This window comes from Kribbella sp. NPDC000426 (assembly GCF_040300265.1).
In the GTDB taxonomy this organism is placed as follows: domain Bacteria; phylum Actinomycetota; class Actinomycetes; order Propionibacteriales; family Kribbellaceae; genus Kribbella.
In genome coordinates this window covers 479,591-499,707 of record NZ_JBEPDK010000005.1, presented here as the reverse complement: position 1 = coordinate 499,707, position 20,117 = coordinate 479,591, and the positions used below count along the sequence as shown (strand labels likewise).

Sequence of the window (20,117 nt, the reverse complement as noted above, 5' to 3'; positions counted from 1 at the left end):
CCGGGTCGTCACCGGGCCTACGTCTCAGGCTGAGAATCCTTTGGCACTCGAGTTGACCGAGTGCTAATCGCGGCCTAGATTCGGTGTTGGCACTCTCTGTGTGAGGGTGCCAGCGGTCCGGCCCTTGACCCCCGCGACGGCAGGGGAGCGCGACCACCATGAACCAGACAAGCAAATCGACCGTGGAGGTCAGCAAGTGTCGGTCACGATCAAGCCGCTCGAGGACCGCGTCCTCGTCGCGCCGCTCGAAGCCGAGCAGACCACGAAGTCCGGCCTGGTGATCCCGGACACCGCCAAGGAGAAGCCGCAGGAGGGCGAGATCCTCGCCGTCGGCCCCGGCCGGATCGACGACAACGGCAACCGCGTCCCGCTGGACGTCGCCGTCGGCGACAAGGTCATCTACTCCAAGTACGGCGGCACCGAGGTCAAGTACGACGGCCAGGACTACCTGATCCTGGGCGCCCGCGACATCCTCGCAGTCGTCAGCAAGTGACGACCGCTCGCTGTTCCTGACTGACACCGCCCTGGTGCCGTACGCCGGCGCCGGGGCGGAGTCGGTCCGGGACAGCGAGCACGTGTCTGCTGTAACGAGAGCGAATTTCAGAGAGGGACTGGATTTTTCATGCCGAAGATCCTCGAGTTCGACGAGAACGCCCGGCGCGCGCTTGAGCGCGGCGTCGACAAGCTCGCGAACACGGTGAAGGTGACGCTGGGCCCGAAGGGCCGCTACGTCGTCCTGGACAAGAAGTGGGGCGCCCCGACCATCACCAACGACGGTGTCACCGTCGCCCGTGAGGTCGAGCTGGACGACCCGTTCGAGAACCTTGGTGCGCAGCTGACCAAGGAGGTCGCCACCAAGACCAACGACATCGCCGGTGACGGCACCACCACCGCGACGGTGCTGGCGCAGGCGCTGGTGCACGAGGGCCTGCGGGCGGTCGCCGCCGGCGCCAACCCGATGGGCCTCAAGCGCGGTATCGAGGCGGCCGTCGAGGCCATCTCCGCCAAGCTGGTCGACACCGCGCGGGCGGTCGACGACAAGGGCGACATGGCCCACGTCGCGACGATCTCCGCGCGTGACGCCGAGATCGGGACGCTGATCGCGGACGCGTTCGACAAGGTCGGCAAGGACGGTGTGATCACCGTCGAGGAGTCGAACACCTTCGGGACCGAGCTCGAGTTCACCGAGGGCATGCAGTTCGACAAGGGCTACATCTCGCCGTACTTCATCACCGACGCCGAGGCCGGCGAAGCGGTGCTGGAGGACCCGTACATCCTGATCCACCAGGGCAAGATCTCCGCGATCGCGGACCTGCTGCCGCTGCTGGAGAAGGTCGTGCAGTCCGGCAAGACGCTGCTGATCATCGCCGAGGACGTCGAGGCCGAGGCCCTGTCCACCCTCGTGGTGAACAAGATCCGCGGCAACTTCACCTCGGTCGCCGTCAAGGCGCCGGGCTTCGGCGACCGCCGCAAGGCGATGCTGGAGGACCTGGCCGCGCTCACCGGCGCGCAGGTCGTGGCCCCGGAGGTCGGCCTCAAGCTCGACCAGGTCGGTCTGGAGGTGCTCGGTACGGCGCGCCGCATCGTGGTCACCAAGGACAACACGACCGTCGTCGAGGGCGCCGGCAAGGGCGAGGACATCGAGGGCCGGGTCAACCAGATCAAGTCCGAGATCGAGCGCACCGACTCCGACTGGGACCGCGAGAAGCTGCAGGAGCGGCTGGCCAAGCTGGCCGGCGGCGTCTGCGTGATCAAGGTCGGCGCGGCCACCGAGGTCGAGCTGAAGGAGAAGAAGCACCGGATCGAGGACGCCGTGTCCGCGACCCGGGCCGCGATCGAGGAGGGCATCGTCGCCGGCGGCGGCTCGGCCCTCGTGCACGCGGCCACCGTGCTGGACAAGGACCTCGAGCTCGACGGTGACGAGGCCACCGGTGTCCGGATCGTCCGCAAGGCGGTCGTCGAGCCGCTGCGCTGGATCGCCGAGAACGGCGGCTACGAGGGCTATGTCGTCGTCGCCAAGGTGTCCGAGCTGGAGCCGGGCTTCGGCTTCAACGCGGCCTCCGGCGAGTACGGCGACCTGCTCGGCAGCGGCGTGCTGGACCCGGTCAAGGTGACCCGGTCCGCGCTCGCCAACGCCGGCTCGATCGCCGCGCTGCTGCTGACCACCGAGACCCTGGTGGTCGACAAGCCCGAGGAAGAGGAGCCCGCGGCGGCCGGTCACGGCCACGGCCACGGTCACTGATCCCTCGCAGCACCCCGCAACACCCGTAGTACCCAGCACCGCCCGGCAGGTCATCTGCCGGGCGGTGTTTGTATATGGCAGTGATCCGAGACCGTCGAGACAGTGACCTGCCCGTCTGCATCGAGATCCTGCGGGATGTCCACGAGCAGGCGGGCTATCCGATCAACTGGCCGGCCGACCCGGCACGGTGGTTGACCCCGGAGCAAGCACTCGGCATCTGGGTGGTGGTGGACGGCGACCAGGTGGTCGGGCACGTCGTCCTCACCGCTGCCGGCCCCGGCGCGGAGGTCGAGCGCCTCTTCGTCGACCCGAAGGCGACCGGCCGGGGGCTCGGGCGCCAGCTCCTCCAGCAGTGCGTCACCGCCGCGGCTGCCCTCGGCCGCGACCTCTCGCTCGAGGTGGTCGACAACCGCGGCGCCGCCGTACATCTCTATCGGCGGGCCGGCTGGCTGGAGACCGGCCGTACGCCGATCGACTGGGGTGGTGAACACGCCACCGAACTGATCCGCTTCACCGCGCCGTGAGAGGTTCTCACCATGAGCGGCCCACGCGAGCGGTACCGGGCGCAGATGCGCGACGAGGTGAAGCAGCACGCCTGGGCGCAGATCGCCGAAGCAGGCGTCTCCGCCCTGTCCCTGAACGCGATCGCCAAACAGATGGGCGTCAGCGGGCCTGCTCTCTACCGGTACTACGCCGGCCGTGACGAGCTGATCACCGAGCTGGTCCGGGACGCGCACCGCAGCCTCGCCGACACGGTCAGATCGGCGTACGACGCAGGCGCGGACGCCATCGCGGTGGCCGGGGCCATCCGTGCCTGGGCTCTGGCCGGCCCGCAGCGGTACCTGCTGATCTACGGGACGCCCGTGTCCAGCGAGCAGGCGCCCGACGACACCGCCGCCACCATCGCGCTCCTTGCCGAGGGCGTCGGCGCGGACCGGGCAGTCTCGTTTTGGACCCGGCTGCACGGGGTCCTTTCCCTTGAGTTGACGGGACATTTCGCCGGTACGGACGTGGATCCCGCCGGGCTGGTCGAGAGCGAGATCAGTGAACTCGTGAGTAGTGACAGATCGTGATCAAGTGGCCGGTAGTGACCACGAATTGCCACTAGGCAAGAAGAGTTGAGCGCCGTACCATCTTTCAGGCTGAACCGGTCTGAACACGAGGGGGCGAGGGGTGACCGAGGTCCGAGTACCTGACACCCACGACCGGGTCGAGCTTAGGGATCTTGCCGCGCTGGCCGGCGACGGGGACCGAACAGCTCTCAACGACCTGCTCACCAGAGTGCGCGCTGTGGCGCACCGATACGTACGGTCCCGTCTGTGGACCTATCCCGGCGGCGCCGACATGGTCGACGACGTCGCACAAGAGGTTTGTGTCGCGGTGTTCGGCGCGCTGGGCCGGTACCGCGACGAGGGGAGGCCTTTCGAGGCTTTCGTCTACGGCATCGCGGCTCGCAAGGTCGCCGATGCCCAGCGTGCGTTCGCGGTCGCCGACGTCTCGACGCCGGACCTGCCGGACGGCGCGGACGAGTCACCGACGCCGGAGGAGCGCGCGGTCCGGCAATCAGAGGTCCAGCACATCATGGGGCTGCTGGACAAGTTGCCGGAGAAGCTGCGGGAGATCCTGCGGCTCCGGGTGGTAGCGGGGATGTCAGCCGAGGAGACCGGCCGGGCACTGGGGATGACACCGGGGGCGGTGAGGGTCGCACAGCATCGGGCGTTGAACACGCTCAGGGGGTATGTGGGGCATGAAACACAGCTGGAACGAGGAAGAGCAGGGGAGGGGCATCATGGCTGACCGTTTCGACCTGGACGCGATCGAGGCTGATGACGCACTGCTCGATCTTCTGGCCGCCGGTGGGGAGTCCGCCCGTGCGGCGGGCGAGCACGACCTGGCCGTCGCGCTGCTGGCCGATCTACGGCTGGCGGTGGAGGTCGAGGACGAGCTCCCGGTGGAGACCATCGACGATCCGGAGAGCTTCCTGGCGCGGTGCGCCGCGCTCAACCCGATCACCGACCCGTTCGCCCGCAAGATGGCGACGCGCGGTCTGGCGCTCGGGGTGGCGGCGGTAGCCGCGCTGTCGGTCTCCGGGGTGGCGGCCGCGGTCAACGGCGACCCGCTCTCGCCGTACGAGAAGGTCATCGAGAAGATGGTCGACGCGGTCCGTCCGCAGACCAGCTTCCCGAAGGAAGACCTCGACGGTCTGCCGGTGATGGACAAGACCAAGATCGTCAAGGTCGGCAAGGACTACAAGAAGCAGCAGGTCCAGGCCGAGCATGACGGCCAGACGACGGCCAAGGACGGCTCGCTCGCCGCCCTCGACCCGAACTCGATGACGATCAAGACGACGCCGTCGGTCATCGTGCCGGAGAAGCCGACGGCGGTCCTGGAGAAGCCGACGATCCCGGTGCCGACGGGCATCAAGACCGACGACCCGGACAACGTCAGCAAGCCGACCGACACGAAGACGGATCCGCCGACGGACACCACCACCGGCGACGGCACGGACGGTACGACGACGACCACGCCGACGCCGCCTCCGTCCACGCCGACGGAAACGCCGCCGCCGGCGACTCCGACCGACCCGCCGTCGACGCCGACCGACACCACTACGACGGCGCCGGCGAACGACAGCGGTACGGGCGACAACACGGTGTCCGGCGACCCGACGGGTACGCCGACCAGCACGCCGACCGGCGACACCGGCCAGACCGACGGTTCCGGGACGGACGGGAGCGGCGCGAGCGACACCAGCGGCGCGGACACCAGCACGCCGGGTGGCGACCAGAAGCCGGGCGACGAGAGCACCCAGGTTCCGGACATCCCGCAGGCCGTGTCGGACGCGCTCGAGAAGGTCCTGCCGGTGCTGCCGACACCGACCGGTGAGCCGATCACGATCGAGAGTGCGCAGCAGTTCTTCGGCGACTCGCAGGTGGCGGGCAAGCCGCCGACGGCGAAGACCGCGGCGGCCAAGAAGGCCACCGGGAAGCACTCCAGCGGGAAGACCAGCACGGGCTCGGTCCGCAAGGCCTACCCGAAGGGCAAGCACTCCACCGGTGCGTACCCCGAGGGCAAGCACGCGGCGATCGAGCGCACCCACGGGTCCACCGCCGACGCCGACGTCCTGGCGATCCTGCAGGTCGTCAACGCACCGGTCAACAAGTAGCAGTCCACCCGCTCCGCCCGCCGCGAGTCCGCGGCGGGCGGAGGGCTGTGGACGGCCGATTCGGGGGTCGGTGGGCGCGCGGATAGGATGGGGTTCCGTTCTCGCCGTGTAAAGGTGCTCGTTTTCCCCATGGACATCACACCCGCTGGAGTTCCCGACAAGTTCGCCGTCCTCGGCCTCACCTTCGACGACGTCTTGCTGCAGCCGAACGAGTCCGACGTCATCCCCTCCGAGGCGAACACCCGGTCCCGGGTCAGCCGCAACGTCGAGGTGAACATCCCGCTGCTGTCCAGCGCGATGGACACCGTCACCGAGGCCCGGATGGCGATCGCGATGGCCCGCCAGGGCGGCCTCGGCGTCCTGCACCGCAACCTCTCGATCGAGGACCAGGCCCAGCAGGTCGACCTGGTCAAGCGCTCCGAGTCCGGCATGATCGCCCAGCCGATCACGATCGGCCCCGACGCCAGCATCGGCGAGGCCGACGCCCTCTGCGGGCAGTACCGGATCTCCGGTGTCCCGGTGGTGGACGACGCCGGCGTCCTGGTCGGCATCGTGACGAACCGTGACATGCGCTTCGAGAACGACCTGTCCCGCCCGGTCCGCGAGGTGATGACCAAGCAGCCGCTGATCACCGGCAGGCAGGGCATCTCCGCCGACGACGCGATGGCGCTGCTGCACAAGCACAAGGTGGAGAAGCTGCCGCTGGTCGACGACGCCGGCAAGCTCACCGGTCTGATCACGCTGAAGGACTTCGTCAAGCGGGACAAGTTCCCGCTGTCCACCAAGGACGGCACCGGCCGGCTCCGCGTCGGTGGCGCGATCGGCTTCTTCGGTGAGGCCTACAAGCGGGCGATGACACTGGTCGAGGCCGGTGTCGACGTGCTCGTGGTGGACACCGCGCACGGTCACTCGCAGGCCCAGCTGGAGATCATCCGCAAGCTCAAGGCCGACCCGGCCACCCGCGGCGTGGACATCGTCGGCGGCAATGTCGGGACCCGCGCGGGCGCCCAGGCGCTGGTCGACGCGGGCGCGGACGGCGTCAAGGTCGGCGTCGGCCCGGGCTCGATCTGCACGACGCGAGTCGTGTCCGGCGTCGGCGTACCGCAGGTCACCGCGATCTACGAGGCGTCGCTGGCGTGCAAGCCGGCCGGCGTCCCGGTCATCGGCGACGGCGGCCTGCAGTACTCCGGTGACATCGCCAAGGCGCTCGTCGCCGGCGCGGACACGGTCATGCTGGGCTCGCTGCTGGCCGGCTGCGAGGAGTCACCGGGCGACCTGGTGTTCATCAACGGCAAGCAGTTCAAGGCCTACCGCGGGATGGGTTCGCTCGGTGCGATGCAGTCCGGCGGCCTGCGCAAGTCGTACTCGAAGGACCGCTACTTCCAGCACGACGGCGGCTCCGACGAGAAGCTGATCGCCGAGGGCGTCGAGGGCCAGGTTCCGTACCGGGGCCCGCTGTCGGCCGTCGCGCACCAGCTGATCGGCGGCCTGCGCCAGTCGATGTGGTACACCGGCGCCCGCACCGTCCCGGAGCTCCAGGACAAGGGCCGCTTCGTCCGCATCACCTCCGCCGGCCTCCAGGAGTCCCACCCGCACGACATCCAGATGACGGTCGAGGCCCCGAACTACTCCGGCCGCTGACACCGCCTGCAACCCGTTAGGAACCACTAGATGACCGAGATCGAGATCGGCCGCGCCAAGCGCGGGCGGCAGGCGTACGCGTTCGACGACATCGCGATCGTGCCGTCGCGCCGGACGCGGGACCCCGAGGAGGTCTCGGTCGCCTGGCAGATCGACGCGTACCGATTCGAGCTGCCGATCCTCGCCGCGCCGATGGACTCGGTGATGTCGCCGGCCACCGCGATCGCGATCGGCAAGGCCGGCGGTCTCGGCGTCCTGAACCTCGAAGGCCTCTGGACGCGGTACGAGGACCCGACAAGCCTGCTCGAGGAGATCACCAGCCTCGACCAGAAGCAGGCCACGCACCGGCTGCAGGAGATCTACGCGGCGCCGATCAAACCCGAGCTGATCTCCCAGCGGGTGCAGGAGATCCGCGACTCGGGCGTGACCGTGGCCGGTGCGCTGTCACCGCAGCGGACCAAGCAGTTCGCGAAGCACGTCGTGGACGCGGGCGTCGACCTGTTCGTCATCCGCGGGACGACGGTGTCCGCCGAGCACGTGTCAGGTCAGGCGGAGCCGCTCAACCTCAAGCAGTTCATCTACGACCTCGACGTGCCGGTGATCGTCGGCGGCTGCGCGACGCACCAGGCGGCCCTGCACCTGATGCGGACCGGTGCGGCCGGTGTGCTGGTCGGCTTCGGCGGCGGCGCGGCGCACACGACTCGCAAGGTGCTCGGTGTCGCCGTGCCGATGGCGAGCGCGGTGGCTGACGTAGCGGCGGCGCGGCGGGACTACATGGACGAGTCCGGCGGGCGGTATGTGCACGTCATCGCGGACGGCTCGGTCGGGCGGTCCGGCGACGTGGCGAAGGCGATCGCCTGCGGTGCGGACGCCGTCATGGTCGGTTCGCCGCTGGCGCGGGCGAGTGACGCTCCGGGCGGCGGGTTCCACTGGGGCGCCGAGGCCTGGCACCAGGACCTGCCGCGCGGCGAGCGGGTCGAGGTCGGCGTCACCGGCACGATGGAGCAGATCCTGTTCGGCCCGTCCTGGGTCCCGGACGGCACGATGAACCTGGTCGGCGCCCTCAAGCGCGCGATGGCGACCACCGGCTACACGGAGCTCAAGGAGTTCCAGCGGGTCGAGGTCGTCGTCGGTTGATGAGCACCGGCGTACTGCTCCTGCATGGATCGAGTGGTACGCCGGACCTCCAGCGTGCCCGTCTGCTTGAGGCAGAGGGGTGCGACGTACTCGCGCCGCGGTGGACGGTCACGCATGAGGTGCCGCTGGAGTCGTTCCCGCTGGACGAGCTGGCAGCCCGCAACGACCGGCTGGTCGTGATGGGCAGCTCGTGGGGTGCCGAGGCTGCGCTGTTGCTGGGTGCGCTCGACGAGCGGGTGGACTCGGTGGTCGCGTTCGCCCCGAGCGCGTACGTCTGGGGTCGGGTCCTGGAGGACGGGAGCCAGCGGTCGGCGTGGACCTGGCGCGGCGAGCCGCTGCCGTTCGTGCCGTTCGACGAGGAGTGGAAGGCGGACGACGACCCGCCCAGCTACACCGGCCTGTACCGGCAAAGCCTGCTCGGTGCGGCAGAGGAAACGCGGATCCCGGTCGAGCGCATCAACGACGTACTGCTGATCGCCGGTGGTGACGACCGGGTGTGGCCGGCTGTCGACTTCGCCGAGGAGATCGTCCGCCGGCGCGGCGAGCGTCCGACCCGGCTCCTGGTCGGGCCGGAGGCTGGTCATCGTCCGGTGCTGCCGGGCGAGGAGCCGAAGTCGGCCGGGCAGCGAATGGCGCGCGGCGGCACCGAGGCGGCCGATCGGGAGCTCGGCGCCCGAGCCTGGGACGAGATCCGCAATCTGCTCGCAGGCTGAGCGAAATGCTACGAGTGCCCAGAGCTTGGAGCGTTCTGGAAGGATTGCGGCATGGGACTTTTCAGCCGACGGAGCAGCCAGGACACGGACAATGTTGCCCTCGCCGCAGCGCGGGGCCGACTGTCTCCCGATGACGTGGACCAGGTCCGGTTCCTGATCACCACGAAGAAGGCGGTGCACGCGGTCAAGCTGATCCGCGACCGCACCGGGCTCGACCTCAAGCACTCCAAGGAACTGGTCGACGACATCCGCCTCGGCCGCTACGTGCCGCCGACGACCGGGACGCCGCTCGTCCGCCGCCCAGGGACGAACCTGGCCGAACGCACCCGCGCCCTCAAGGCCGCAGGTGAGCTCCACCAGGCCACCGCTCTGGTCGTCTCCGAGACCGGCATGACCGACGAAGAGGCCGGCCTCTTCGTCGGCGCCCTCCGCGCCGACGCCCAGGACCTCTAGCCCTTCACGTACGACAGCTTCTTGGCGATCTTCCCGTCGCGCAGCCGCAGTACGTCGACCCCGCGGACATGCCCGCGATCGCCGGAGGCCTCACGCCACGAGTAGCGCCACCGCACGACGGCCCGATCACCGAGCACAACCATCTCCTCGGTCTCGAAGTGCGGGTCGTCGGTGTCGGCGAACAGCCGCGCCCACTCCGCCCGTACTGCGTCGGCGCCCTCGAGCCGGGTGCCGTCCGGCGCCGGCGACGTGGATTCGAACACGATGTCGTCGGTGACCAGCGACATCACCGTGTCCAGGTCCCCTGTGTCGAAGGCGTTCCCGAACCGTTCGAGCACACTGAGCGGCGGGCTCCAGCGTGGGTCGCGCCCCGAGGCAGCCAGCAGCTGGTCGGCCTCGGCGGTGAAGCCTTCGAGGTGCGGGCCGATCATGCCGACCGAGCGGTAGATGTCCTCGCGTTCGGCGAACCAGCTCGCGACCTCGGCGACCACGTCGGCGTCGAGCCGCGGTTGTGCGCCGATCGCGACGGCCAGGTCCCAGCCGTGGATCAGGTGGTCGGCGGCGAGTTGGCGCAGGTACTCCTGCGGGTCCTCGTCGCCGTACGACAGGTGCACCTTCTCGATCGACCAGGACGCCGCGGCCGTCGCCTCGCGGGCCGCGGCCGACGCCGTACCGGACGGATCGTCCCCGAGAAGATCGCCGTCGAGCGAGTTGCCGACCTCGGCGATCGTCCTGCCCTCCATCAGCGGAACGGTCCAGCGTTCCTCGCCGACCACGTGGTTCACCAGCGCCCGGACGTCCCAGTCCGAGCACGGCGTCGGCTCCGCCCATTGGTTGTCCGCGACCTCGGCGACCAGCTCGGCGAAGTTCGTGACCGTGCGGTTGTGCAGCTCTACGACATCCATCACCCGCACCCCCTCCCAAGCGTCAGCGTCCGCCCGCGAGAGGGATCCGGTCAATTACCGCTGGGTTACCTACCTACCGGCCGAGCTGGAGTTGCTGGGCGGCCTCGTGGGCGTGGTGGGACGCGGTCAGGTCGCCCGCGGCCGCGAGCAGGTCGCCGTGGTGGCGGTAGCAGGAGCCGGCCAGTTCCTTCATGGCCTCGTTGTCGTCGGTGAACGGGATCAGCGCGGTCGCGACCTCCGCGCACCAGCCGCCCAGGTCGAGCGCCATCTCGGTCCGGCCGGCCTGGTAGTACGCCGCCGAGACGTCGAGCAGGAGCTGCGCCCAGATCGGCACGTACGTGCTGGTCTCGTACCGCATCCGGTGCGACTCACGCTCCGACGAGATCGCGAACAGGTAGTGCGCCTCCAGCCCGAGCGTCAACCCGGCATCGGCGTCCTGCATCAGCAACGGCCGGACCAGCTCGGCCAGCTCGGTCGCCCGGACGGCCGCCGACTCCGGGTCGGTCCGGCCCGACACTGTCGCCAGCGTCATCCCCGGCGCGGGCTCGCTCAACGCAAGCAGCCGGTGGTACTGCTCGAACGGGCCGAGCTTGATCTCCGCGTTCTCCAGCGCCGCGACCAGCGTCGGCGGCAGCCCTCGGTCCAGCTCCTCGACCACCCGGACGGCCGTCTCGCCGTCGGTGTCGTACGCCGTACGCAGGCACGCCTCGCCCTCGAGGCGGCCGACGATGCCGAGGTGTTTGCCCTTCCTGACCAGGGCGGCGACCAGCGTGCGCATGTCGGTCGCCGAGTCCGAGTCGGCGAGCGTGTCCGCCGTCGTCAGCCCGATCTCGTCCGCCTCGAGCGCGAGGTCCAGTCGTCCCTCGGCGGCATGTACGTCGGCCGACACCGCGGTCGCCGTACACAGGTAGCGGGCGTACGACAGGGACTGCGGGCTCTCGTTGATCTGGTCCGCGAGCTGCAAGAACAGCTGGGTCGCGGCGTCCGCGGAGGCGACGGCCAGCGCGGGATCGCCGTACCGTCGCAGGATCAGGGCGTTCATCGCGAGCACGCGGGCGAAGTCGGGTTGGTGCTTGAGCCCGTCCGCACCGCCGACCAGCTGGCCGTAGGCGATCACCGCGCCGTCCATTTCCAGTACGGCGGTGGCGCCATGACCGCGATGCGCCTGCGTCATCGCCCGCCGGGCGCGAATGTCGGCCAGGAAGCTGGTGGCATCCAGTACGCCGGCGTCCTGCAGCTCCGTGTAGCCGAGTTGGGCCTCGTGCAGCGCGGCCAGCGCCTGCTCGTGCTGGCCCGAGGCGTTCAACGAACCGGCCAGCTCGTACTGGGTCGCGGCCATCAGGTGCTTGGCCTCGTAGTGGTTCGGGGACCCTTCGGCCCGCTCCCTGGCCAGCTCGATGACCCGCTGCTGGTACGGCCCGGCCTCGTCGGCGCGACCCTCCTCGATCAGCACCTGGGCTGTCTGCAGCGCCTCGCCGAGCTCGTCCTCAGGAGGCGTCCAGAGCCCCCCGCTGTCCACCATCTTGACGTTCCCACCCCTTCACCGGCTTCAGCCGCACAGCTTAACGGGGATCTGATACTGACACTGCCGATTACCGGCAGGTAGCCTAGGCAGATGAGCGAGCAGACGTCGATTCCTGCGGACCCGGAGCTCGATCCGACCGCGTCGTACGCGACCGACCAGTCGGTCATCCGCCGGTTGTCGGGGCTGCTGCGGGCGACGGCGGGCACCAGGACGTCGTACGCGCCGGCGACCGGGCAGCCGATCGCGGACCTGCCGGTGTCGAGCGAGGACGACGTGGTCGCGGCGGTCCGGCTGGCCCGCAAGACCCAGCAGAGCTGGCGCCGGGTGCCGCTCGCCGAGCGCGCCGCGATCCTGCTGCGCTACCACGACCTGGTCCTCGACCACCGGCACGAGCTGGTCGACCTGATCATCCGCGAGTCCGGCAAGGCGCGGAAGCAGGCCTTCGAGGAGCTCGCCCACGTCGCGTTGACGGCGCGGTACTACGGCCGCAAGGCGCAGGAACTGCTCGAGCCGCAGCGCAAGCTCGGCATCTTCCCGGTGCTGACCCGGGCCGAGGAGCGGTTCGTGCCGAAGGGTGTCGTCGGCATCATCTCGCCGTGGAACTACCCGCTGACGATGGCGATCAGCGACGGCCTGCCGGCGATCCTGGCGGGCAACACGGTCGTGCACAAACCGGACAGCCAGACCCCGCTGACCGCGCTCCGTGGGATCGAGCTGCTGTACGAAGCCGGTCTGCCGCGGGAGGCCTGGCTCGCGGTGAACGGTGACGGCCCGACCGTCGGCGGCGCCCTGATCCAGAACGCGGACTACATCTGCTTCACCGGCTCGACCAGGACCGGCCGGCTGGTCGCGAAGCAGTGCGGCGAGCGCCTGATCGGCTGCAGCCTCGAGCTCGGCGGCAAGAACCCGATGCTCGTACTGCGTGACGCCGACATCCACCGTGCCGCCGAGGGCGCCGTCCGGGCCTGCTTCGCGAACGCGGGCCAGCTGTGCGTCTCGATGGAGCGGCTGTATGTCGCCGACCAGGTGTACGACGCCTTCGTCACCGCCTTCGTGGACCGGGTCAAGAAGCTCCGCCTGAGCGCCGGCACCGGCTGGGACGTCGACATGGGCTCGCTGATCTCGAAAGCCCAGCTCGAGACGGTCACCCGGCACGTCGAGGACGCCCGCGCGCAGGGCGCCACCGTGCTCGCCGGCGGCAAACCCCGCCCGGACATCGGGCCGCTGTTCTACGAGCCGACCGTGCTGTCCGGCGTCACCCCGGCGATGGAGTGCTTCGACAACGAGACCTTCGGGCCGGTCGTGTCGATCTACCGGTTCTCCGACGAGTCCGAGGCGGTCCAGCGCGCCAACGAGGGCGAGTACGGCCTGAACGCGAGCGTCTGGACCCGCGACGGCCGGCGTGGTCGAGCGGTCGCCGCGCAGCTGATGGCCGGCACGGTCAACGTCAACGAGGGGTACGGCGCGACGTTCGGCTCGATCGACACCCCGATGGGCGGCATGCGGTCGTCCGGCCTCGGCCGCCGCCAGGGTGTCGAGGGCATCCGCCGGTACGTCGAACCGCAGGCGATCGCCACCCAACGGCTGATCCCGATCGCGGCCTCGCACGGGCTGTCCGACGAGAAGTTCGCCGAGCTGATGACCGGCGCCCTGCGGGTGCTGAAGAAGATCGGCCGGCCGTGAATTTCGATTACGACGCCGTCATCGTCGGGTCCGGCTTCGGCGGATCCGTGTCGGCGCTGCGGTTGACCGAGAAGGGGTACCGCGTCGCGGTCATGGAAGCCGGCGCCCGGTTCGAGGACATCGGGTTCGCGAAGAACTCGTGGGACACCAAGCGGTTCCTGTTCGCGCCTCGGTTGGGCATGTACGGCATCCAGCGGATCAGTGCACTGCGGGACGTGATCATCCTCTCCGGCGCCGGGGTCGGCGGCGGCAGCCTCGTCTACGCGAACACGCTCTACGAACCGCTGCCCGCGTTCTACACCGACCGCCAGTGGGCCCACATCACCGACTGGAAGTCCGAGCTGGCGCCGTACTACGACCAGGCGAAGCGGATGCTCGGCGTGACGACGTACCCGGGTTTCACGCCGGCGGACAAGGTGATGAAGCAGGTCGCCGACGATCTGGGCGTGGGGGACACCTTCCACCCGACGCCGGTCGGCGTGTTCTTCGGCGAGGCCGGTGTCGAGGTCGACGACCCGTACTTCGGCGGCGCCGGCCCCCGTCGTACCGGCTGCATCGACTGCGGCGAGTGCATGACCGGCTGCCGCCACAACGCGAAGAACACGCTGACGAAGAACTACCTGTACCTGGCCGAGAAGTCCGGCGCCGAGGTGTACTCGCTGACCACCGTCACCTCGGTCGAGCCGCTGCCCGACGGCGGCTACGCCGTGGACACCCGCCGTACGTCGAACAAGAAGCTCACCCGCCGCTTCACCGCGCAGCAGGTGATCTTCGCCGCCTCGGCCCTCGGTACGGCGAAACTCCTGCACCGGCTTCGCGACGAGGGCAAGTTGCCTCGGCTGTCCGACCGCCTCGGTGTACTGACCCGGACCAACTCGGAGTCGCTGCTCGGCGCGATCTCGAAGGACCGCGACGTCGACTACAGCCGCGGGGTCGCGATCACGTCCTCGTTCCACCCCGACGACATCACCCACATCGAGCCGGTGCGGTACGGCAAGGGCAGCAACGTGATGTCGCTGCTGCAGACCGTGCTGACCGACGGCGACGGGGACAAGCCGCGCTGGCGGACCTGGCTGCGCGAGCTCGGCGTCCAGCGGAAGAACATCCGCAAGTTGTACGACCTGAAGCACTGGTCCGAGCGGACCGTGATCGCGCTGGTGATGCAGACCGCGGACAACTCGATCACGACGTACGGCAAGCGGGACCGGCTCGGTCGCTGGCGGCTGACGTCCAAACAGGGCCACGGCGCCCCGAACCCGTCCTGGATCCCGGTCGCGAACCAGGTCGTCCGGCGGATGGCGAAGCTGATGAACGGTACGCCGGGCGGCACGATCGGGGAGCCGTTCAACGTGCCGATGACCGCGCACTTCATCGGCGGCTGCGCGATCGGCGACTCGGCCGGGACCGGGGTGGTGGATCCGTACCACCGCGTCTACGGGTACGACGGCCTGCACATCGTCGACGGCTCGACGATCTCCGCGAATCTCGGCGTCAACCCGTCGCTGACGATCACCGCCCAGGCCGAGCGGGCGCTGTCGTTCTGGCCGAACAAGGGCGGCGACGACCCGCGGCCGGCGATCGGATCGGCGTACCAACGGGTGCAACCGGTGAAGCCTGCGCATCCGGTCGTTCCGGCCGATGCCCCCGGCGCTCTCCGGCTTCCGATCATCCCGAAACAGTCTGTGACGAAGCCGTAACGTCTTCGCGATCTCCGGAGATTGGAAAGAATGCGCGGCCGGGGAAATGAATAAGCCTCAGCAGTAAGTTTGCTGAGGCTTAGCGAAAAGGTCCGGGCTGTTTCTGACAGCGGCCAGAAAAGGGAGCAGGTCCCTCGGGAACGTTTCCGCCCAAATCGTTTCCCGAGGGACCCACTCAAGCCGGGGTGAGGCGCCCGGCGCTTTGGGATCGGGTCACCAACCATGGCTGGCGACCCGAGCTCTTGGTTACTACCTTACATCCGATTCCCAGCGCTTCGAGGCCTTGTGACCACTCTGCGTGCTGATCGTAATGATCAGCTTTTGTTGCTCCTGGTAACCGGGTGGCGGTCTTCCTTGCGGTAACCGCCTTCGTACACATCAACGAGCCCATCTACTCCGGGTTACGAGGTTCCAAAGAAAAGTCCGAAAACTTTTCCGGGGAAGTGCGGAGAGTGGTTGTGAGGCACTTCGGTCCGAGGTGTTGCACGTGACGCCCGCCGCAGAACCGGCGTACCGGTCTGACCTACTCTGAGCCGACCGTTCTGATGAGGCAGGAGAAGGCATGAGCGAGATCCTGGACGTGGCGCGTGAGCAGGTTCTGGAGCAGGGCAGCGGGCTGAGCCAGGAGCAACTGGTCGAGGTGCTGCAGCTGCCCGACGACCGGCTGCCGGAGTTGCTGGCGCTCGCGCACGACGTCCGGGTGAAGTGGTGCGGCGAGGAGGTCGAGGTCGAGGGGATCATCTCGCTCAAGACCGGCGGCTGCCCCGAGGACTGCCACTTCTGCTCCCAGTCCGGTCAGTTCACCTCGCCGGTGCGGTCGGTCTGGCTGAACATCCCCGAGCTGGTCGAGGCCGCCAAGGAGACCGCGAAGACCGGGGCCACCGAGTTCTGCATCGTCGCCGCCGTCCGCGGGCCGGACGAGCGGCTGATGAGCCAGGTGAAGGCCGGCATCGAGGCGATCAACGCCGAGGTCGACATCAACATCGCCTGCTCGCTCGGCATGCTCACTCAAGCTCAGGTCGACGAGCTGAAGTCGTGGGGCGTGCACCGCTACAACCACAACCTCGAGTCGGCCCGGTCGTACTTCGGCGACGTCGTCACCACGCACTCGTTCGAGGAGCGCTGGGAGACCTGCCTGATGGTGCGCGACTCGGGGATGGAGCTGTGCTGCGGCGGCCTGGTCGGGATGGGCGAGACGCTCGAGCAGCGCGCCGAGCTGGCCGCGCAGCTGGCCGAGCTCGACCCGCACGAGGTCCCGCTGAACTTCCTCAACCCGCGACCGGGGACGCCGTTCGGCGACCTTGAGGTGATGGACGGCAAGGACGCGCTGCGGACCATCGCCGCGTTCCGGCTGGCCATGCCGCGCACCGTCCTGCGGTACGCCGGCGGCCGCGAGCTGACGCTGGGCGACCTGGGCACGCGGGAGGGTCTGCTCGGCGGGATCAACGCCATGATCGTCGGCAACTACCTGACCACCCTGGGCCGCCCGGCGACCGCCGACCTCGACCTGCTCACCGAGCTGAAGATGCCGGTGAAAGAGCTGCAGAAGACGCTGTGACTGGTACCTACTGCGGCCGCTGCGGCCGTCCCGTGGCGGACGGCGAGCACGACGACTGCCGCCGGGCGCTGGCGTTGGAGCCGCCGAGGTACTGCGCCGAGTGCCGCCGCCGGATGGTCGTCCAGGTCCACCCGATGGGCTGGTCGGCCCGCTGCTCCGTCCACGGTGAACTGACCTCCAGCTGAGCCCCGCTAGGCTGGTACGCATGCCTGATGCCGCGCCTCGTTTGCTGGTCGCTCTCTACGGGCCGACCTCGGCGGGCAAGACCGCGGTGTCGGTCGATCTGTGTCTGCGGATCCAGGACGAGCTCGGGCTGCCGACGATGGTCGTCTCCGCGGACTCGCGGCAGGTGTACCGGTACATGGATATCGGCACGAGCAAGACGACGCCGGAAGAGATGCGCGGCATCCCGCACACGATGATCGACGTCACCGAACCGGTGCGGAAGCTCGAGCTGGAGACGTTCGTCTCCCAGGCGCGCGGGCACATGGAGCAGACCTGGGCGTCCGGCGGCGTGCCGGTGATTGTCGGGGGCACCAGCGTCTACGTCCGCTCGCTGCTGGAGGGCTGGGAGGTGGACGCGGTCGCCGAGGCGCGGAACGCGATCCGCCGCGACTTCCCCCGCAGCATGGCCGAGGACGCGTACGCCGTACTCAGCCGGCTCGACCCGAAGGGCGCCGCGAAGATCCACGAGAACAACTACGACGCGATCGTGAACGCGCTGGCACGGGCCATGGGCAACGATCCGGAACGGGCCGTCGCGCCGGCGACCCGGCAGGTGGTGTTCTCGGTCGACCGGTCCGCGAGCGAGATCGACCAGCGGGTCGCGGCGACGTACGACCATCAGGTCGAGCGCGGGCTGCGCGACGAGGTCCTCGGGCTGGACGAGCGGTACGACGTGCTGTCGCAGTACCGCCGGCTGGGGCAGAAGTCGCCGAACCAGGTCGTCCACACCCACGGGTACACCGAGTGGTTCGACGTGGCGCTCGACCGGGGCAAGGCGGTCGAGAACCTGACCGCGGACGACCTGGTCGAGGTGCGCAAGCGCGTGGTCGAACGGATCCAGACTCACACCCGCCGCCAGCGCGCGGCCATCCCCAAGCTCACCGGCGTACGCCCGGCCCGCAACGCCAACGACGCCTTCACCATGGTGAAGGCGGCCCTCGAAGCCCCGCCTGCTCGAGCTGCGGCCGGCAAGCCGGCCAAGTCCGGGCGGGCCGGCGGCTCCGGCGACGCCGGCAAGGCCCCCAGGTCCGGCGGTAAGGCCGGCAGCTCAGGTAAGGCCGGCAGCAAGCGCACAGGCGGCCGCGCCGGACAGTCCGGTCAGGCCGGGCGGCCCGACTCCAGACGCGGTTCGCGTCGCCGCTGAGCTACCGAAGCAGCACGCCGGGGAGACCGCGATGCGGTCTGCCCGGCCAGTGCAGTCGTCCGTGATGGACGGCTCGGCCTCTCAGCGGCCGTTGCCCTTCTTCTTCTGCTCCTGCTGGGCTGCCTTCTTCGCGGCGGCTGCGTCGCGGCCGCGCCGGGTGTTGGGGTTGGTGGAGCGGGCCTGGTCGGCCTGCTTGCGGGACGCGCCGCGCTCGTGCCGGTTGCGGTTGCTCTCCCGCTGGTTGCTGTCGTGCTCCTGGTCCTTGCCTTTTCTGCTGAAGGGCATATCAGGTTTCCTCCTGTCGAAGCCGCGAGCCGCGGCGGATGATCGGTCGGTGCAGCACCCGGCCCGCACCGCGGGCCGGGTCGCAGGCAGGAGGCGGTCAGCCCCGGCCCTGCCCCTGTGCCTGTCGCCGCGGCGGGCGCGCCGGGGTCAGGATCGGCAGGTCCTTGGAGGGCGTTGCCTTCCCGCCCTCGTTCTTCCCACCCTTTGGCTTGTCGCTGTTCTTCTCGCCGAACGGCATCTGATGCTCCTCGTGATCGTTCTTGTCTCCAGCAGACGTCGGGTGTCGCCGGCCGGTTCCCCGCTGGTTCGAAGCATCGGAAGATTAACCACGACCAGGGTTCACTCTGCGTTCACATCGCAGGTGGCCGAGTGGGGGACTGACCTGACGCGTCGGCTATCGTTTGGGCGTGGTTAACGTCGCCGCCGTCAACGTGCTCACCGAGCTCGGTACGGCGCGATGGTCGGCACCCGAAGCGATGGCGTACGAGATCGCCCAGGAGGGTGTGCGACAGGCGATCGGCTTCTACGCCCGCCCGATCACGGCCGAGGAAACGGCTGCCGATCCCGACGTCGCGGTGGCCCGGCGGACCGAGCAGCAGGCCTGGGCCGCGCGTGGGCAGGAGCTCACCCCGCTGGACACCCGGGCGATCAAGCGGATCCGCAAAGAGGCCGACGACCTCCTGATCATCGACGACGAAGACGAAGACGAAGAAGTCGACGACGATGATGACCTGGACGAGGACGACGCGGACGACGAGGGTGACGTAGACGAGGACGACGACGGGACACTGGAGTAGTCGTGACGAGTCTGTGGGGGACCGGGTCGGCGGCGGCCGACCGGGAGTTGCTGGATGCCGGGGAGAGCGCGCGGATCTTCCGCGAGCTGATCGTGCCCGACCAACTCGCCGGGAGCCGGCAGGAGCAGCCGGTGGTGGTGTTCGTCGGCGGTCAGCCGGGTGACGGCAAGGCCACGATCACCGCGCTGGTCGCCGCTCTGTTGCGCCACCGCGGCCGTCCGATCGTCCTCAACCCGTCCGCCTACGAGCCGTACCACCCGCGCTTCTACCAGCCGATCACCGACGATCCGCCGACGCCCAGCCCGGACGTCGAAGCCGACGGCCGGCGTTGGTACGGGATGGCCGAGACACACGTGCTCGAGCAGCGGTACGACGTGATCGTCGAGACCGAACTCATCGACCCGCAGGCCTTCGCGGCCTCGGCCCAGCGCTTCAAGGCAGCCGGGTACCAGGTCGAGGTCGCGATCCTGGCCGTGGCCGAAGCCCTCAGCCGCCTCGGCGTGCTCGAGCGTCACCTGCGTGCTCTGGAGGCCTACGGCTTCGCCCGGCTCGCGCCGCAAAGCCTTCACGACGCCGGGTACGCCGGTGTGCTGCGTGCCGCCGAGCTGATCGACGTGGGCGACTGGGCCGACCGGATCGCCGTACTGCGTCCAGACGGGCAGTTGCTGTATGGCAACCAGCGCACCGTCGACGGGCAGTGGCAGCGACCGGTGCGGACCGGCGAGGCGATCGCGTACGAGCGTGACCGTCCGTGGACCGTGGTGGAGTCGCGGAACTTCCTGGAGACCGCCTCGCAGGTGGCCCGGATCGGGCTGGCGGCGCCGGTGCAGTGGATCCGCGACGAGTCGGTCGAAGGCGGGAAGACGGTGACCGCGATGGCTCGGTCGCGGCTGCATCCGGATGCGGTGACGTTGCATATCGCAACGGCCGGCACCCAGCAGTAGGG

Annotated in this window: 21 protein-coding genes; 17 read left to right on the top strand and 4 right to left on the bottom strand. The window is 69.3% G+C overall.

What is annotated here, in order from left to right; translation table 11 throughout:
• Positions 1-196: 196 nt before the first annotated feature.
• The 10 genes from groES to ABT313_RS26485 all read left to right on the top strand — a co-directional run bounded on the left by groES (position 197) and on the right by ABT313_RS26485 (position 9,352).
• On the top strand, positions 197-493 hold the full coding sequence (groES, locus tag ABT313_RS26530; protein ID WP_130384566.1) for a co-chaperone GroES: 297 nt from the start codon (positions 197-199) through the stop codon (positions 491-493).
• A gap of 129 nt (positions 494-622) precedes the next feature.
• Positions 623-2,242: a chaperonin GroEL gene (groL, locus tag ABT313_RS26525; protein ID WP_350859276.1), complete on the top strand. Its 1,620-nt coding sequence runs from the start codon at positions 623-625 to the stop codon at positions 2,240-2,242.
• Positions 2,243-2,316: 74 nt separating this feature from the next.
• On the top strand, positions 2,317-2,766 hold the full coding sequence (locus tag ABT313_RS26520) for a GNAT family N-acetyltransferase (RefSeq protein WP_350859273.1): 450 nt from the start codon (positions 2,317-2,319) through the stop codon (positions 2,764-2,766).
• Positions 2,767-2,778: 12 nt separating this feature from the next.
• Positions 2,779-3,315: a TetR/AcrR family transcriptional regulator gene (locus tag ABT313_RS26515; RefSeq protein ID WP_350859270.1), complete on the top strand. Its 537-nt coding sequence runs from the start codon at positions 2,779-2,781 to the stop codon at positions 3,313-3,315.
• 100 nt (positions 3,316-3,415) lie between these two features.
• The gene (shbA, locus tag ABT313_RS26510; RefSeq protein ID WP_350859267.1) at positions 3,416-4,039 is read left to right on the top strand and encodes an RNA polymerase sigma factor ShbA; all 624 of its coding nucleotides are present in this window, start codon (positions 3,416-3,418) and stop codon (positions 4,037-4,039) included.
• Positions 4,032-5,408, top strand: a complete 1,377-nt coding sequence (locus tag ABT313_RS26505; protein WP_350859264.1) for a hypothetical protein — start codon at positions 4,032-4,034, stop codon at positions 5,406-5,408. Before shbA ends, ABT313_RS26505 begins: the two co-directional genes overlap by 8 nt.
• 129 nt (positions 5,409-5,537) lie before the next feature.
• Positions 5,538-7,049 (top strand): IMP dehydrogenase, encoded by a 1,512-nt coding sequence (gene guaB, locus ABT313_RS26500; RefSeq protein WP_350859261.1) that lies wholly within the window; start codon positions 5,538-5,540, stop codon positions 7,047-7,049.
• A gap of 30 nt (positions 7,050-7,079) precedes the next feature.
• Positions 7,080-8,186 carry a GuaB3 family IMP dehydrogenase-related protein gene (locus ABT313_RS26495; protein WP_141854652.1) on the top strand — a complete coding sequence of 369 codons (1,107 nt, stop codon included), beginning with the start codon at positions 7,080-7,082 and terminating at the stop codon, positions 8,184-8,186.
• Entirely contained in the window at positions 8,186-8,899 is a 714-nt protein-coding gene (locus tag ABT313_RS26490) for an alpha/beta fold hydrolase (protein ID WP_350859258.1), read from the top strand. The genes ABT313_RS26495 and ABT313_RS26490 overlap by 1 nt, the downstream gene beginning before the upstream one ends.
• A gap of 51 nt (positions 8,900-8,950) precedes the next feature.
• Positions 8,951-9,352 carry a hypothetical protein gene (locus ABT313_RS26485; RefSeq protein WP_350859255.1) on the top strand — a complete coding sequence of 134 codons (402 nt, stop codon included), beginning with the start codon at positions 8,951-8,953 and terminating at the stop codon, positions 9,350-9,352.
• Here ABT313_RS26485 and ABT313_RS26480 read toward each other — a convergent pair.
• Together ABT313_RS26480 and ABT313_RS26475 are read right to left on the bottom strand one after the other, a co-directional pair.
• Complete coding sequence (locus ABT313_RS26480; RefSeq protein ID WP_350859253.1) at positions 9,349-10,257, bottom strand: TIGR03086 family metal-binding protein; 909 nt, start codon at positions 10,255-10,257, stop codon at positions 9,349-9,351. The genes ABT313_RS26485 and ABT313_RS26480 overlap by 4 nt on opposite strands.
• A gap of 73 nt (positions 10,258-10,330) precedes the next feature.
• On the bottom strand, positions 10,331-11,779 hold the full coding sequence (locus ABT313_RS26475; RefSeq protein ID WP_350859250.1) for a hypothetical protein: 1,449 nt from the start codon (positions 11,777-11,779) through the stop codon (positions 10,331-10,333).
• 93 nt (positions 11,780-11,872) lie between these two features.
• Between ABT313_RS26475 and ABT313_RS26470 the strand changes: the two genes are divergently transcribed.
• From ABT313_RS26470 to ABT313_RS26450, 5 genes are all read left to right on the top strand, one after another.
• Complete coding sequence (locus ABT313_RS26470) at positions 11,873-13,465, top strand: succinic semialdehyde dehydrogenase (protein WP_350859248.1); 1,593 nt, start codon at positions 11,873-11,875, stop codon at positions 13,463-13,465.
• Positions 13,462-15,162, top strand: coding sequence for a GMC oxidoreductase (locus tag ABT313_RS26465; protein ID WP_350859245.1), 1,701 nt, complete (start codon positions 13,462-13,464; stop codon positions 15,160-15,162). The genes ABT313_RS26470 and ABT313_RS26465 overlap by 4 nt, the downstream gene beginning before the upstream one ends.
• 562 nt (positions 15,163-15,724) lie before the next feature.
• Positions 15,725-16,720, top strand: coding sequence for a biotin synthase BioB (bioB, locus tag ABT313_RS26460; protein ID WP_350859242.1), 996 nt, complete (start codon positions 15,725-15,727; stop codon positions 16,718-16,720).
• Positions 16,717-16,905, top strand: coding sequence for a biotin synthase auxiliary protein BsaP (gene bsaP, locus ABT313_RS26455; protein WP_350859239.1), 189 nt, complete (start codon positions 16,717-16,719; stop codon positions 16,903-16,905). The genes bioB and bsaP overlap by 4 nt, the downstream gene beginning before the upstream one ends.
• Positions 16,906-16,925: 20 nt before the next feature.
• Positions 16,926-18,089: a tRNA (adenosine(37)-N6)-dimethylallyltransferase gene (locus ABT313_RS26450; protein WP_350859236.1), complete on the top strand. Its 1,164-nt coding sequence runs from the start codon at positions 16,926-16,928 to the stop codon at positions 18,087-18,089.
• Between the two features lie 81 nt (positions 18,090-18,170).
• Here the strand turns inward: ABT313_RS26450 and ABT313_RS26445 are convergent, their stop codons facing one another.
• Together ABT313_RS26445 and ABT313_RS26440 are read right to left on the bottom strand one after the other, a co-directional pair.
• Positions 18,171-18,374: a hypothetical protein gene (locus ABT313_RS26445; protein ID WP_350859233.1), complete on the bottom strand. Its 204-nt coding sequence runs from the start codon at positions 18,372-18,374 to the stop codon at positions 18,171-18,173.
• A gap of 97 nt (positions 18,375-18,471) precedes the next feature.
• On the bottom strand, positions 18,472-18,612 hold the full coding sequence (locus tag ABT313_RS26440) for a hypothetical protein (protein ID WP_350859230.1): 141 nt from the start codon (positions 18,610-18,612) through the stop codon (positions 18,472-18,474).
• 169 nt (positions 18,613-18,781) lie between these two features.
• On the opposite strand from ABT313_RS26440, the gene ABT313_RS26435 reads away from it, so the two are divergent.
• Entirely contained in the window at positions 18,782-19,171 is a 390-nt protein-coding gene (locus ABT313_RS26435) for a hypothetical protein (RefSeq protein ID WP_350859227.1), read from the top strand.
• Between the two features lie 2 nt (positions 19,172-19,173).
• Positions 19,174-20,115, top strand: coding sequence for a zeta toxin family protein (locus tag ABT313_RS26430; protein ID WP_350859224.1), 942 nt, complete (start codon positions 19,174-19,176; stop codon positions 20,113-20,115).
• Positions 20,116-20,117: the final 2 nt, after the last annotated feature.

Bases quoted from the DNA above. Each gene is read 5' to 3' on its own strand.
- groL (WP_350859276.1), top strand. From the start codon at position 623: ATGCCGAAGATCCTCGAGTTCGACGAGAACGCCCGGCGCGCGCTTGAG.
- ABT313_RS26520 (WP_350859273.1), top strand. From the start codon at position 2,317: ATGGCAGTGATCCGAGACCGTCGAGACAGTGACCTGCCCGTCTGCATC.
- ABT313_RS26515 (WP_350859270.1), top strand. From the start codon at position 2,779: ATGAGCGGCCCACGCGAGCGGTACCGGGCGCAGATGCGCGACGAGGTG.
- ABT313_RS26505 (WP_350859264.1), top strand. From the start codon at position 4,032: ATGGCTGACCGTTTCGACCTGGACGCGATCGAGGCTGATGACGCACTG.
- guaB (WP_350859261.1), top strand. From the start codon at position 5,538: ATGGACATCACACCCGCTGGAGTTCCCGACAAGTTCGCCGTCCTCGGC.
- ABT313_RS26495 (WP_141854652.1), top strand. From the start codon at position 7,080: ATGACCGAGATCGAGATCGGCCGCGCCAAGCGCGGGCGGCAGGCGTAC.
- ABT313_RS26490 (WP_350859258.1), top strand. From the start codon at position 8,186: ATGAGCACCGGCGTACTGCTCCTGCATGGATCGAGTGGTACGCCGGAC.
- ABT313_RS26485 (WP_350859255.1), top strand. From the start codon at position 8,951: ATGGGACTTTTCAGCCGACGGAGCAGCCAGGACACGGACAATGTTGCC.
- ABT313_RS26480 (WP_350859253.1), bottom strand. From the start codon at position 10,257: ATGGATGTCGTAGAGCTGCACAACCGCACGGTCACGAACTTCGCCGAG.
- ABT313_RS26475 (WP_350859250.1), bottom strand. From the start codon at position 11,779: ATGGTGGACAGCGGGGGGCTCTGGACGCCTCCTGAGGACGAGCTCGGC.
- ABT313_RS26470 (WP_350859248.1), top strand. From the start codon at position 11,873: ATGAGCGAGCAGACGTCGATTCCTGCGGACCCGGAGCTCGATCCGACC.
- bioB (WP_350859242.1), top strand. From the start codon at position 15,725: ATGAGCGAGATCCTGGACGTGGCGCGTGAGCAGGTTCTGGAGCAGGGC.
- ABT313_RS26450 (WP_350859236.1), top strand. From the start codon at position 16,926: ATGCCTGATGCCGCGCCTCGTTTGCTGGTCGCTCTCTACGGGCCGACC.
- ABT313_RS26445 (WP_350859233.1), bottom strand. From the start codon at position 18,374: ATGCCCTTCAGCAGAAAAGGCAAGGACCAGGAGCACGACAGCAACCAG.
- ABT313_RS26440 (WP_350859230.1), bottom strand. From the start codon at position 18,612: ATGCCGTTCGGCGAGAAGAACAGCGACAAGCCAAAGGGTGGGAAGAAC.